The 11305-nt window shown below is 61.4% G+C and carries 13 protein-coding genes; 9 read left to right on the plus strand and 4 right to left on the minus strand.

Going from position 1 to position 11305, the window contains the following annotated elements; all coding sequences use genetic code 11:
* Positions 1-54: 54 nt before the first annotated feature.
* Positions 55-1149 (plus strand): cell division protein ZapE, encoded by a 1095-nt coding sequence (gene zapE / locus CAG31_RS21190; protein WP_085584808.1) that lies wholly within the window; start codon positions 55-57, stop codon positions 1147-1149.
* A 178-nt stretch (positions 1150-1327) separates the two neighbouring features.
* On the opposite strand, the gene CAG31_RS21195 is transcribed toward zapE, so the two are convergent.
* The gene (locus tag CAG31_RS21195; RefSeq protein ID WP_170929945.1) at positions 1328-2224 is read right to left on the minus strand and encodes a GlxA family transcriptional regulator; all 897 of its coding nucleotides are present in this window, start codon (positions 2222-2224) and stop codon (positions 1328-1330) included.
* 247 nt (positions 2225-2471) lie between these two features.
* On the opposite strand from CAG31_RS21195, the gene CAG31_RS21200 reads away from it, so the two are divergent.
* Positions 2472-3608, plus strand: a complete 1137-nt coding sequence (locus CAG31_RS21200; RefSeq protein WP_085584812.1) for an acyl-CoA dehydrogenase family protein — start codon at positions 2472-2474, stop codon at positions 3606-3608.
* Positions 3609-3794: 186 nt separating this feature from the next.
* Here the strand turns inward: CAG31_RS21200 and CAG31_RS21205 are convergent, their stop codons facing one another.
* A complete protein-coding gene (locus tag CAG31_RS21205; protein ID WP_085584814.1) occupies positions 3795-4835 on the minus strand; it encodes an NADP(H)-dependent aldo-keto reductase in 1041 nt (346 codons plus the stop codon).
* A 244-nt stretch (positions 4836-5079) separates the two neighbouring features.
* Between CAG31_RS21205 and rplM the strand changes: the two genes are divergently transcribed.
* The 7 genes from rplM to CAG31_RS21240 all read left to right on the plus strand — a co-directional run bounded on the left by rplM (position 5080) and on the right by CAG31_RS21240 (position 9965).
* A complete protein-coding gene (gene rplM / locus CAG31_RS21210) occupies positions 5080-5508 on the plus strand; it encodes a 50S ribosomal protein L13 (RefSeq protein WP_013789889.1) in 429 nt (142 codons plus the stop codon).
* Between the two features lie 14 nt (positions 5509-5522).
* On the plus strand, positions 5523-5915 hold the full coding sequence (rpsI, locus tag CAG31_RS21215) for a 30S ribosomal protein S9 (RefSeq protein WP_085584816.1): 393 nt from the start codon (positions 5523-5525) through the stop codon (positions 5913-5915).
* Positions 5916-6182: 267 nt separating this feature from the next.
* A complete protein-coding gene (petA, locus tag CAG31_RS21220) occupies positions 6183-6776 on the plus strand; it encodes a ubiquinol-cytochrome c reductase iron-sulfur subunit (RefSeq protein WP_085584818.1) in 594 nt (197 codons plus the stop codon).
* Complete coding sequence (locus CAG31_RS21225) at positions 6776-7987, plus strand: cytochrome bc complex cytochrome b subunit (protein WP_085584820.1); 1212 nt, start codon at positions 6776-6778, stop codon at positions 7985-7987. The genes petA and CAG31_RS21225 overlap by 1 nt, the downstream gene beginning before the upstream one ends.
* The gene (locus CAG31_RS21230) at positions 7987-8769 is read left to right on the plus strand and encodes a cytochrome c1 (protein WP_085584822.1); all 783 of its coding nucleotides are present in this window, start codon (positions 7987-7989) and stop codon (positions 8767-8769) included. The genes CAG31_RS21225 and CAG31_RS21230 overlap by 1 nt, the downstream gene beginning before the upstream one ends.
* 148 nt (positions 8770-8917) lie before the next feature.
* Complete coding sequence (locus CAG31_RS21235) at positions 8918-9535, plus strand: glutathione S-transferase N-terminal domain-containing protein (protein ID WP_085584824.1); 618 nt, start codon at positions 8918-8920, stop codon at positions 9533-9535.
* A gap of 16 nt (positions 9536-9551) precedes the next feature.
* Positions 9552-9965, plus strand: a complete 414-nt coding sequence (locus CAG31_RS21240) for a ClpXP protease specificity-enhancing factor (protein ID WP_085584826.1) — start codon at positions 9552-9554, stop codon at positions 9963-9965.
* 80 nt (positions 9966-10045) lie between these two features.
* Here the strand turns inward: CAG31_RS21240 and CAG31_RS21245 are convergent, their stop codons facing one another.
* Positions 10046-10624 carry a BON domain-containing protein gene (locus CAG31_RS21245; RefSeq protein ID WP_085584828.1) on the minus strand — a complete coding sequence of 193 codons (579 nt, stop codon included), beginning with the start codon at positions 10622-10624 and terminating at the stop codon, positions 10046-10048.
* Positions 10621-11214, minus strand: a complete 594-nt coding sequence (locus tag CAG31_RS21250; RefSeq protein ID WP_007928463.1) for a phosphoheptose isomerase — start codon at positions 11212-11214, stop codon at positions 10621-10623. Before CAG31_RS21250 ends, CAG31_RS21245 begins: the two co-directional genes overlap by 4 nt.
* Positions 11215-11305 lie beyond the last annotated feature (91 nt).

Genomic DNA, 11305 nt, shown 5'->3' on the forward strand with positions numbered 1-11305 from the left:
CCCCGGGGCCGTCGCTACAGTGTCGGCCCGTTTTTGTTGCCTTGCTAACGAATTATGACGCCCCTAGAACGATATCAAGCTGATCTGAAACGTCCGGACTTTTTCCATGACGCCGCCCAGGAAACCGCCGTGCGTCATCTGCAGCGGCTGTACGACGATCTGATCGCCGCCGAGCAGAACAAGCCGGGCCTGCTGGGCAAACTGTTCGGCAAGAAGGATCAGGCACCGGTCAAGGGGCTGTACTTCTGGGGCGGCGTGGGCCGCGGCAAGACGTACCTGGTGGACACCTTCTTCGAGGCGCTGCCGTTCAAGGAAAAGACCCGCACCCACTTCCACCGCTTCATGAAGCGCGTGCACGAAGAGATGAAGACCCTGGGCGGCGAGAAGAACCCGCTGACCATCATCGCCAAGCGCTTCGCCGCCGAATCGCGAGTGATCTGCTTCGATGAGTTCTTCGTCTCCGACATCACCGACGCCATGATCCTCGGCACCCTGATGGAAGAGCTGTTCAAGAACGGCGTGTCCCTGGTCGCCACCTCGAACATCGTGCCGGACGGCCTGTACAAGGACGGCCTGCAGCGCGCGCGCTTCCTGCCGGCCATCGCGCTGATCAAGCAGAACACCGAGATCGTCAACGTCGACAGCGGCGTCGACTACCGCCTGCGCCACCTCGAACAGGCGGAACTGTTCCACTACCCGCTGGACGAGGCCGCCCACGAAAGCCTGCGCAAGAGCTTCCGTGCGCTGACCCCGGAATGCACCGCCGCGGTGGAAAACGATGTGCTGATCATCGAAAACCGCGAAATCCGTGCGCTGCGCACCTGCGACGACGTGGCCTGGTTCGACTTTCGCGAACTGTGCGACGGCCCGCGCAGCCAGAACGACTACATCGAACTGGGCAAGATCTTCCATGCCGTGCTGCTCAGCGGCGTGGAGCAGATGAGCGTCACCACCGACGACATCGCCCGCCGCTTCATCAACATGGTCGACGAGTTCTACGACCGCAACGTCAAGCTCATCATCTCCGCCGAGGTGGAGCTGAAGGACCTGTACACCGGCGGGCGCCTGACGTTCGAGTTCCAGCGCACGCTGAGCCGTCTGCTGGAGATGCAGTCGCACGAATTCCTCGCGCGGGCGCACAAGCCGTAACGCGATCCGGAACATGAAAAGGGCCTGCAATCGCAGGCCCTTTTTTGTATTCGAAGTCACCGCGTACCCTGTGGGAGCGGGCTTGCCCGCGAAGGCGTCGTGTCAGTCGATGGTTTCTTCGCTGACACTCCCTCTTCGCGGGCAAGCCCGCTCCCACATGTTGTGCTGACCTGCGAGGTCAGGCCGCCTGCTGGAACTGCTGCCGGTATTGGTTCGGCGACAGCTCGGTGTGCTGGCGGAACAACCTTGCGAAGAAACTCGCGTCGTCGTAGCCGACTTCGTAGCTGATGGTCTTGATGCTCTTGCGGCTGCCGGACAGCAGCCCCTTGGCGGTCTCGATGCGCAGCCGCTGCAGGTAATGCAGGGGCTTGTCGCCGGTGGCGGTCTGAAAGCGGCGCATGAAGTTGCGGATGCTCATGCCATGCTCGCGGGCCACGTCCTCGAAGCGGAACTTGTCGGCGAAATGCTCTTCGAGCCAGTGCTGGATCTGCAGGATGATCACGTCCTGGTGCAGCTTCTGGCCGCCGAAGCCGATGCGGCCCGGCGAGTAGCTGCGCTGCACTTCATAGAGGATGTCCCGGGCCACGGCCTGCGCCACGTTGGCGCCGCAGAAGCGCTCGATCAGGTAGATGTAGAGGTCGCAGGCCGAGGTGGTGCCGCCGGCGCAGTACAGGTTGTCGGCGTCGGTCAGGTGCTTGTCCTGGTTGAGGTAGACCTGCGGGAACCGCTCGGCGAACGCGTTGAAGAAACGCCAGTAGGTGGTCGCTTCCTTGCCGTTGAGCAAACCGGCCTCCGCCAGCCAGAACACCCCGGTCGCCTCGCCGCAGAGCACCGCGCCGCGGGCGTGCTGTTCGCGCAGCCACGGCAGCACCTGCGGGTAGCGTTTGCACAGGGTCTCGAAGTCGTCCCAGAACGCCGGGAGGATGATGACGTCGGTGTTCTCCAGGCCGCCGTCCACCGGCATGATCACGTCGCTGAAGCTGTTCACCGGTTTGCCGTCGGGGCTGACCAGGCGGGTTTCGAACGCCGGCGTCAGGCCGTGGCCCAGTTGTTTGCCGTAGCGCAGGCTGGCCAGGTGGAAGAAGTCCTTGGCTTGCATGAGGGTGGAGGCGAAAACCCGGTCGATCGCCAGGATGCTGACGCGCCGCAAGGGCGTGGAGACTTGCTTAGACATAATTCAACTTTTGTTTTTATAAGGGAAAGTGGTCATCAGACGGCTGGATCGTCTTATTTTTTGTCGGATGTGTCCAGTGTCCTGTATCGGGAGCGGGGCTTAGTCTCTGAAGGCTCGATCCTTTCAACAATAAAGAAAAAGGTGCCGCATGATCCCCAGAACCCTGTTCAGTCCCGAGCACGAACTGTTCCGCGACAGCGTGCGTACGTTCCTCCAGAAAGAGGCCGTGCCGTTCCATGGACAGTGGGAGAAGCAAGGCTACATCGACCGCAATCTGTGGAACAAGGCGGGGGAGGCGGGGATGCTGTGCTCGCACCTGCCGGAGGCGTACGGCGGGCTGGGGGCGGACTTCCTCTACAGTGCGGTGGTGATCGAAGAGGTCGGTCGGCTGGGGCTGACCGGCATCGGGTTCTCGTTGCATTCGGACATCGTCGCGCCCTACATCCTGCATTACGGCAGCGAGGCGCTGAAGCAGAAATACCTGCCGAAGCTGGTCTCCGGCGAAATGGTCAGCGCCATCGCCATGACCGAGCCGGGGGCGGGTTCCGACCTGCAAGGGGTCAAGACCACCGCGGTGCTGGACGGCGACGAGTACGTGATCAACGGCTCGAAGACCTTCATCACCAACGGCTATCTCGCGGATCTGGTGATCGTCGTCGCCAAGACCGACCCGAAGGCCGGGGCCAAGGGCACCAGCCTGTTTCTGGTGGAGGCCGGCACGCCGGGCTTCGACAAGGGCAAGCGCCTGGAGAAGGTCGGCATGAAGGCCCAGGACACCTCCGAACTGTTCTTCCAGGACGTGCGCGTGCCGAAGGAAAACCTGCTGGGGCAGGCGGGCGCCGGGTTCGCCTACCTGATGCAGGAGTTGCCGCAGGAACGCCTGACGGTGGCCATCGGCGGGCTGGCGTCGGCCGAGGCGGCGCTGCAATGGACGCTGGACTACACCCGTGACCGCAAGGCGTTCGGCAAGTCGATCGCCGACTTTCAGAACACCCGCTTCAAGCTGGCCGAGATGGCCACCGAGATCCAGATCGGCCGGGTGTTCGTCGACCGCTGCCTGGAACTGCACCTGCAGGGCAAGCTCGACGTGCCGACGGCGGCGATGGCCAAGTACTGGGGCACGGACCTGCAATGCAAGGTGCTCGACGAGTGCGTGCAGCTGCATGGCGGTTACGGCTTCATGTGGGAATACCCGGTGGCCCGGGCATGGGCGGACGCGCGGGTGCAGCGGATCTATGCCGGCACCAACGAAATCATGAAGGAGATCATTGCGCGTTCGCTTTGAATGTAAGGCGACTGCCGGATCGTCATCGCGGGCAAGCCCGCTCCCACAGTGGTCGGTGTTGCCCGCAACACTGTGGGAGCCAGCCTGCTGGCGATGGCGCCAGTTCAGGACAAGGCAGTTGCTCCCGCATTGGAATGCAGTTCCCTGTGGGAGCGGGTTTGCCCGCGATGGCGGTTCATCTGCCGGTCAAGGCGCCGGGTTCGGATGGTCCTTGTGGATTGCCTCGATCCCTTCCAGCACTTCGTCGGACAGCTTCAGGTCGAAGCTGGCGATGTTGCTGTCCAGTTGCTCCAGCGTCGTGGCGCCGATGATGTTGCTGGTGACGAACGGCTGCTGATTGACGAAGGCAAGGGCCATCTGCGCCGGATCCAGCCCGTGCTCGCGGGCCAGGGCCACGTAGCGGCTGCAGGCCGCTTCCGATTGCGGGTTGAAATAGCGGCTGAAGCGGCTGTAGAGGCTCAGGCGGCCCTTCGGCGGGCGTGCGCCGCCTTCGTACTTGCCCGACAGGAAGCCGAACGCCAGCGGCGAATAGGCCAGCAGGCCGCACTGTTCGCGGATGGCGATTTCCGCCAGGCCCACCTCGAAGCTGCGGTTGAGCAGGTTGTAGGGGTTCTGGATCGACACGGCGCGCGGCCAGCCCCGGGCTTCGGCCAGGGCCAGGAAACGCATGGTGCCCCACGGGGTTTCGTTGGACAGGCCGATGTGGCGGATCTTGCCGGCGCGCACCTGTTCGTCGAGCGCCTCCAGGGTGTCTTCCAGCGGCGTGAGGTTGGCTTCGGTCTTGTGCTTGTAGCCGAGCTGGCCGAAGAAGTTGGTGCTGCGCTCCGGCCAGTGCAGCTGGTAGAGGTCGATGTAGTCGGTCTGCAGGCGTTCGAGGCTGGCGTTCACCGCCTCGGTGATGTGCCGGCGGTTGTGGCGCAGGTTCTTGTCGCGGATGTAGTCGATGGTGTTGCCGGGGCCGGCGATCTTGCTCGCCAGGATCCAGTCGGCGCGGTCGCCGCGCGTCTTGAAGTAATTGCCGATGTAGCACTCGGTGGTGGCGTAGGTGTCGGCCTTGGGCGGCACCGGGTACATCTCGGCGGTGTCGATGAAATTGATCCCGGCGCACTTGGCCCGTTCGATCTGGGCGAAGGCTTCGGCTTCGGTGTTCTGCTCGCCCCAGGTCATGGTGCCGAGGCAGATTGCGCTCACGTTCAGGTCGGTGCGGCCTAGCTGGCGATAGTCCATCGGGTGCTCCTTGGGCAAAGGAGCCATAAAAGCAGGTTGAATTTTTTTTCGCAATCTGGATAATTGCCGACCTCTTTCTGCAGTGGAAGTGATGCGCCGCCGCCGAAGAATCTTGCCGTTGAACGGACGCGCCGACCCGAGCCCCCGAAAGCGTCTGTATCCGGCTGCCTTTGACTTGTCAAAGTACGCACTATTCAGTAAGATCCGCCGTCTTATTTACGGGCGGCCCCTGAGGCTATAAAGAATGAAAACTTTTACTGCTAAACCGGAAACAGTAAAGCGCGACTGGTTTGTCGTCGACGCTGCTGGTCAGACCCTGGGTCGTCTGGCCACCGAAATCGCGAGCCGCCTGCGTGGCAAGCACAAGCCTGAGTACACCCCTCACGTTGACACCGGCGACTACATCGTCGTGATCAACGCCGAGCAGGTTCGTGTGACTGGCGCCAAAACCAGCGACAAAATGTACTACTCCCACTCCGGTTTCCCGGGCGGCATCAAGTCGATCAACTTTGAAAAGCTGATCGCCAAGGCCCCTGAGCGCGTGATCGAGACCGCGGTAAAAGGCATGCTGCCTAAGAACCCGCTGGGTCGCGACATGTACCGTAAGCTGAAAGTCTATGCGGGCGCTGCTCACCCTCATACTGCTCAGCAGCCCCAAGAACTGAAGATTTAACGGAATAGTTCATTATGTCGGCGACTCAAAACTACGGCACTGGCCGTCGCAAGACCGCAACCGCACGCGTTTTCCTGCGTCCGGGCACTGGTAACATCTCCATCAACAACCGTTCGCTGGACACCTTCTTCGGCCGCGAAACTGCCCGCATGGTAGTTCGTCAGCCGCTGGAGCTGACCGAAACCGTCGAGAAGTTCGACGTGTACGTCACCGTGATCGGCGGTGGTGTGAGTGGTCAAGCTGGCGCAATCCGCCACGGCATCACCCGCGCCCTGATGGACTACGACGAGTCTCTGCGCAGCGCCCTGCGCAAAGCCGGTTACGTCACTCGTGACGCCCGTGAAGTTGAACGTAAGAAAGTCGGTCTGCGTAAAGCGCGTAAGCGTCCGCAGTACTCGAAGCGTTAATTCCGCTTCCACGTTCAAAAAGAACGCCCGCTTCCTCATGGAACCGGGCGTTTTTTTATGCCTGCGATTTGTTGAAGAATTGCGCTGTGACAACTTGCCACATCCGTAGACCCCCTATACTACAAGGCTTGAGGGCCAGCCCTCCGGGTAATTACCTTGTCAGAATTGGGGGTTTTCATTACCATTCGGCAAAATTTTTATAAGTACATAGTTTTATTTAGTAGATGCCTGATTTAACAGGCCACAAAGCTGATGGGAGAGGACTGAATGAGCAATGACGGCGTGAATGCAGGCCGGCGTCGCTTCCTGGTTGCAGCCACATCCGTGGTGGGTGCTGCAGGGGCGGTGGGGGCTGCGGTCCCGTTCGTGGGGTCATGGTTTCCCAGTGCCAAAGCGAAAGCTGCCGGTGCACCGGTGAAAGTGAATGTCAGCAAGATCGAGCCAGGCCAGCAGATGATTGCTGAGTGGCGCGGCCAGCCGGTGTTCATTGTCCGCCGTACCGAGGAAATCCTGGGGAATCTCAAGAAGATCGAGGGCCAGCTCTCCGATCCGACCTCCAAAAACTCCACGCAACCCACTTATGTCGACCCGGAAGTGCGGTCGATCAAGCCGGAAATCCTGCTGCTGATCGGTATCTGCACGCACTTGGGTTGCTCCCCGACCTTCCGTCCCGAAGTGGCGCCCGCGGATCTGGGCAAAGACTGGGTAGGCGGCTATTTCTGCCCTTGCCACGGTTCCCACTACGATCTGGCTGGCCGCGTCTACAAGTCGCAACCTGCGCCTTTGAACCTGCCAGTGCCCCCGCATTCCTATGAGTCTGACGACGTCATCGTCATCGGCGTCGACAAGGAGAACGCGTGATGAGCAAGTTCATGGATTGGGTGGATGCGCGCTTCCCCGCCACCAAGATGTGGGAAGACCATCTCAGCAAGTATTACGCTCCGAAAAACTTCAACTTCTTCTACTTCTTCGGCTCCCTGGCGCTGCTCGTGCTGGTCAACCAGATCGTCACCGGCGTCTGGCTGACCATGAGCTACACCCCGTCGGCGGAAGAGGCGTTCGCCTCCGTCGAATACATCATGCGCGACGTCGAGTACGGCTCGATCCTGCGTCTGCTCCACTCCACCGGCGCTTCGGCGTTCTTCATCGTGGTCTATCTGCACATGTTCCGTGGCCTGCTCTACGGTTCGTACCAGAAGCCGCGCGAACTGGTGTGGGTGTTCGGCATGCTGATCTATCTGGCGCTGATGGCCGAGGCCTTCATGGGCTACCTGTTGCCGTGGGGCCAGATGTCCTACTGGGGCGCCCAGGTGATCATCTCGCTGTTCGGTGCGATTCCGGTCATCGGCAACGACCTGACCCAATGGATCCGCGGTGACTACCTGATCTCCGGCATCACCCTGAACCGCTTCTTCGCGCTGCACGTGGTGGCCCTGCCGATCGTCATCCTCGGTCTGGTGGTGCTGCACATCCTGGCGCTGCACGAAGTCGGCTCGAACAACCCGGACGGCGTGGACATCAAGAAGCACAAGGACGAGAACGGCGTACCGCTGGACGGCATCGCCTTCCACCCGTACTACACCGTGAAGGACATCGTCGGTGTGGTCGTGTTCCTGTTCATCTTCTGCTTCATCGTGTTCTTCTTCCCGGAAATGGGCGGCTACTTCCTCGAAAAACCGAACTTCGAGCAGGCCAACCCGTTCAAGACGCCTGAGCACATCGCCCCGGTCTGGTACTTCACGCCGTTCTACGCGATCCTGCGGGCGGTTCCCGACAAGCTCTTCGGCGTCATCGCCATGGGCGCGGCCATCGCGGTGCTGTTCGTCCTGCCGTGGCTCGACCGCAGCCCGGTCAAGTCGATGCGCTATAAAGGCTGGCTGAGCAAGATCTGGCTGGTGGTGTTCTGCATCGCCTTCGTGATCCTCGGCATCCTGGGGGTTCTGGCGCCGACGCCGGGCCGCACGTTGCTGTCGCAGGTCTGCACCTTCCTGTATTTCGCCTACTTCATTCTGATGCCGTTCTACACCAGGCTCGAGAAGACCAAACCGGTTCCGGAAAGGGTGACTGGCTGATGAAAAAGTTATTTGTTGCTCTGATTCTTGCTGCATTGCCTGTGCTGTCCTTCGCGGCCGAACACGGTGGCCCCGAGCTGGAAAAGGTCGACATCGACGTCTCCGACAAAGCGGCCCTTCAGGACGGCGCGCGCACCTTCGCCAACTATTGCATGGGCTGCCACAGCGCCAAGTTCCAGCGTTACGAGCGTGTGGCGGATGACTTGGGCATCCCTCACGAACTGATGCTGGAGAAGCTGGTGTTCACCGGCGCCAAGATCGGCGACCACATGAGCATCGGCATGCAGCCGGCCGACGCCAAGACCTGGTTCGGCGCAGCGCCGCCGGACCTGACCCTGGTGGCCCGTGTCCGCGGCACCGACTGGCTCTACGGTTACCTGAAGTCGTTCTACGAAGACCCGGCGCGTCCATGGGGCGTGAACAACAAGGTCTTCCCGAACGTCGGCATGCCTAACGTGCTGGTCGGCCTGCAAGGTCGCCAGGTCGTGGGCTGCAAACAGGTGCAGATCGTCGACGACGGCAAGAAGCAATACGACCCGTTGACCGGCACGCCGCTGACCCACGAAGCCTGCGACCAGCTGACCATCGTGCCGAAGACCGGCACGCTGAACGAAGAGCAGTTCGATGAGAAGGTGAAGAATCTGGTAACCTTCCTGGCTTACTCGGCTAACCCGGTCAAGCTGCAGCATCAGCGCATCGGTACCTACGTCTTGCTGTACCTGGCGTTCTTCTTTGTGTTCGCCTACCTGCTCAAGCGTGAATACTGGAAAGACGTGCACTGATAACGCTTCAAACCATTGCTGTCGATCGCGCGCGCCCAGGGGCGCCTCCGGTGACGCAAGGTCTGGTTGGCCAGGCTTTGCGGGAGGCGCCCTCTGGGCGCGCGTGCTTTTCCGGTTCCGATCAATTCAACAAGCGAGGAGGATCGCCATGGGCGTGACCAATCGGTTGGCCTGTTACTCCGACCCCGCCGACCACTATTCCCACCGAGTGCGCATCGTGCTTGCCGAGAAGGGTGTCAGCGCCGAAATCATTTACGTGGAGGCTGGCCGCCAGCCGCCTAAACTGATTGAGGTAAACCCTTACGGCAGCCTGCCCACCTTGGTCGACCGCGACCTGGCGTTGTGGGAGTCGACTGTGGTGATGGAGTACCTGGATGAGCGTTACCCGCACCCGCCGTTGATGCCGGTCTATCCGGTGGCGCGTGCCAACAGCCGTCTGCTGATGCACCGCATCCAGCGCGACTGGTGCGGTCAGGTGGATCTGATCCTGGATCCGCGCTCCAAGGAGGCGGCCCGCGTGGTGGCGCGCAAGGAGCTGCGCGAAAGCCTGACAGGCGTGTCGCCGCTGTTCGCCGACAAGCCGTTCTTCCTCAGTGAGGAACAAAGTCTGGTGGACTGCTGCCTATTGCCCATACTCTGGCGTTTGCCGGTCATGGGCATCGAACTGCCGCGGCCGGCCAAGCCGTTGCTTGATTACATGGAGCGCCAGTTTGCGCGTGAGGCTTTCCAGGCGAGTCTGTCTGGCGTCGAACGCGACATGCGCTAAGGCTTAAGGAGCCGCTATGAATTCCAGTCGACCTTATCTGGTCCGCGCGCTCTACGAGTGGATTGTGGACAACGACTGCACCCCGCACATGCTGGTCAATGCCGAATACCCGGCGGTGCAGGTGCCGCAGGGCTTCGCCAGCGACGGGCAGATCGTGCTGAACATTTCGCCCAATGCCGTTCGCCATCTGCACATGGACAACGACGTCGTGACCTTCGAAGGCCGCTTCGGTGGCGTCCCGCACAGCCTGTACGTGCCGATCGGCGCGATCCTCGGCATCTATGCCCGGGAAAACGGCCAGGGCATGGTGTTCGACCTCGAGTCGCCGATGGATGACGAAGAGGACATCGAGCCGGATGACGATGTGCCGCCGCCGGACAGCGAACCGCCGCGCCCGAGCGGCCGGCCAAGCCTGAAAGTGGTGAAGTGACAAAAAAGGCGATCCAACCGGATCGCCTTTTTTTGTGCCCCGCAGAAGCGGGGGCTTTGAGCTTTGGTGCCTGACGGTCGTCAGTCGATGTACTCGAACAGCTTCACGATCTTCTGCACGCCGGAAACACCCTGAACCAGGTTGGTGGCCTGGGCGGCTTCCTGCTTGGTCAGCAGCCCCAGCAGATAGACGATGCCGTTCTCGGTCACGACCTTGATGCGCGAGCCCGGAATGTTGGCGTCGGTGAGCATCTGGGTCTTGATCTTGGTGGTCAGCCAGGCGTCGTTCTGGCGGGCGAGCAGGGAAGAGGGCTGGATCACCTGCAGCTCGTTGTGCACGGTCTTCACGCGCTGCACGTTGGCGGCTGCCTGTTCGGCCTTGGCCTTGAGGTCTGCGCGCGGCGTCTGGCCGGCCAACAGCACCACGCCGTTGAAGCTGGTGACGACGATGTGCGAATCCTTGTCCAGGCCGACGTCGGCCTTGGCCACGTTGACGCCGACCTTGGTCTCGATCAGCGAATCGTCGATCTTGCTGCCGAAGGTGCGGGTGCCGCGGTCATCGTCGATGGGGGCTTCACGGCTGGCGTTCACCACCGAGGTGCAGCCGCTGATGCCGAGGCACAGGGTCAGGGCCAGGAGGCCGAGGCGATTAGGGGTCATTCTTCACTCCCGAACAGTTGGCTGTCGATCAGATCGCAAAGGCAATGGATCGCCAGCAAGTGGACTTCTTGAATACGTGCGGTGACGTTGGCCGGAACGCGGATCTCGACGTCTTCGGGCAGCAGCAGGGAAGCCATGCCGCCGCCGTCGCGTCCGGTCAATGCTACGACAATCATTTCGCGGTCATGTGCGGCCTGGATCGCCTGAATGATGTTCGCCGAGTTGCCGCTGGTCGAAATCGCCAGCAGCACGTCGCCCGGCTGGCCGAGGGCGCGGATCTGCTTGGAGAACACCTCGTTGTAGCTGTAGTCGTTGGCGATCGAGGTGATCGTCGAGCTGTCGGTGGTCAGGGCGATGGCCGGCAGGCTCGGGCGCTCGCGTTCGAAGCGGTTGAGCAGTTCCGAAGAGAAGTGCTGGGCGTCGCCGGCCGAGCCGCCGTTGCCGCAAGACAGCATTTTGCCTTCGTTGAGCAGGGCGTTGACCATCACCTGGCTGGCTTGCTCGATGTGCGGTGCAAGTACGTCCATCGCCTGTTGCTTGGTGTCGATGCTGGCTTGAAAGAGCTGGCGAATTCGGGATTGCATGTCCATCTGTGTGACCTTAATTGGCGCGGCTGTCCGGCACGTGAATGTGCTGCCCGCAAAGCAAAGAGCAAAAAAGAGTTGGGTGACGATGTCCGGG

The sequence above is a fragment of the Pseudomonas sp. R25(2017) genome, assembly GCF_002112565.1.
Taxonomy (GTDB): Bacteria; Pseudomonadota; Gammaproteobacteria; order Pseudomonadales; family Pseudomonadaceae; genus Aquipseudomonas; species Aquipseudomonas ekonensis.

Coding starts and splice junctions, on each gene's coding strand:
- CAG31_RS21250 (WP_007928463.1), bottom strand. CDS start 11,214: ATGGACATGCAATCCCGAATTCGCCAGCTCTTTCAAGCCAGCATCGAC.
- rpsI (WP_085584816.1), top strand. CDS start 5,523: ATGTCGGCGACTCAAAACTACGGCACTGGCCGTCGCAAGACCGCAACC.
- CAG31_RS21240 (WP_085584826.1), top strand. CDS start 9,552: ATGAATTCCAGTCGACCTTATCTGGTCCGCGCGCTCTACGAGTGGATT.
- CAG31_RS21225 (WP_085584820.1), top strand. CDS start 6,776: ATGAGCAAGTTCATGGATTGGGTGGATGCGCGCTTCCCCGCCACCAAG.
- CAG31_RS21235 (WP_085584824.1), top strand. CDS start 8,918: ATGGGCGTGACCAATCGGTTGGCCTGTTACTCCGACCCCGCCGACCAC.
- petA (WP_085584818.1), top strand. CDS start 6,183: ATGAGCAATGACGGCGTGAATGCAGGCCGGCGTCGCTTCCTGGTTGCA.
- CAG31_RS21205 (WP_085584814.1), bottom strand. CDS start 4,835: ATGGACTATCGCCAGCTAGGCCGCACCGACCTGAACGTGAGCGCAATC.
- CAG31_RS21200 (WP_085584812.1), top strand. CDS start 2,472: ATGATCCCCAGAACCCTGTTCAGTCCCGAGCACGAACTGTTCCGCGAC.
- CAG31_RS21230 (WP_085584822.1), top strand. CDS start 7,987: ATGAAAAAGTTATTTGTTGCTCTGATTCTTGCTGCATTGCCTGTGCTG.
- CAG31_RS21245 (WP_085584828.1), bottom strand. CDS start 10,624: ATGACCCCTAATCGCCTCGGCCTCCTGGCCCTGACCCTGTGCCTCGGC.
- rplM (WP_013789889.1), top strand. CDS start 5,080: ATGAAAACTTTTACTGCTAAACCGGAAACAGTAAAGCGCGACTGGTTT.
- zapE (WP_085584808.1), top strand. CDS start 55: ATGACGCCCCTAGAACGATATCAAGCTGATCTGAAACGTCCGGACTTT.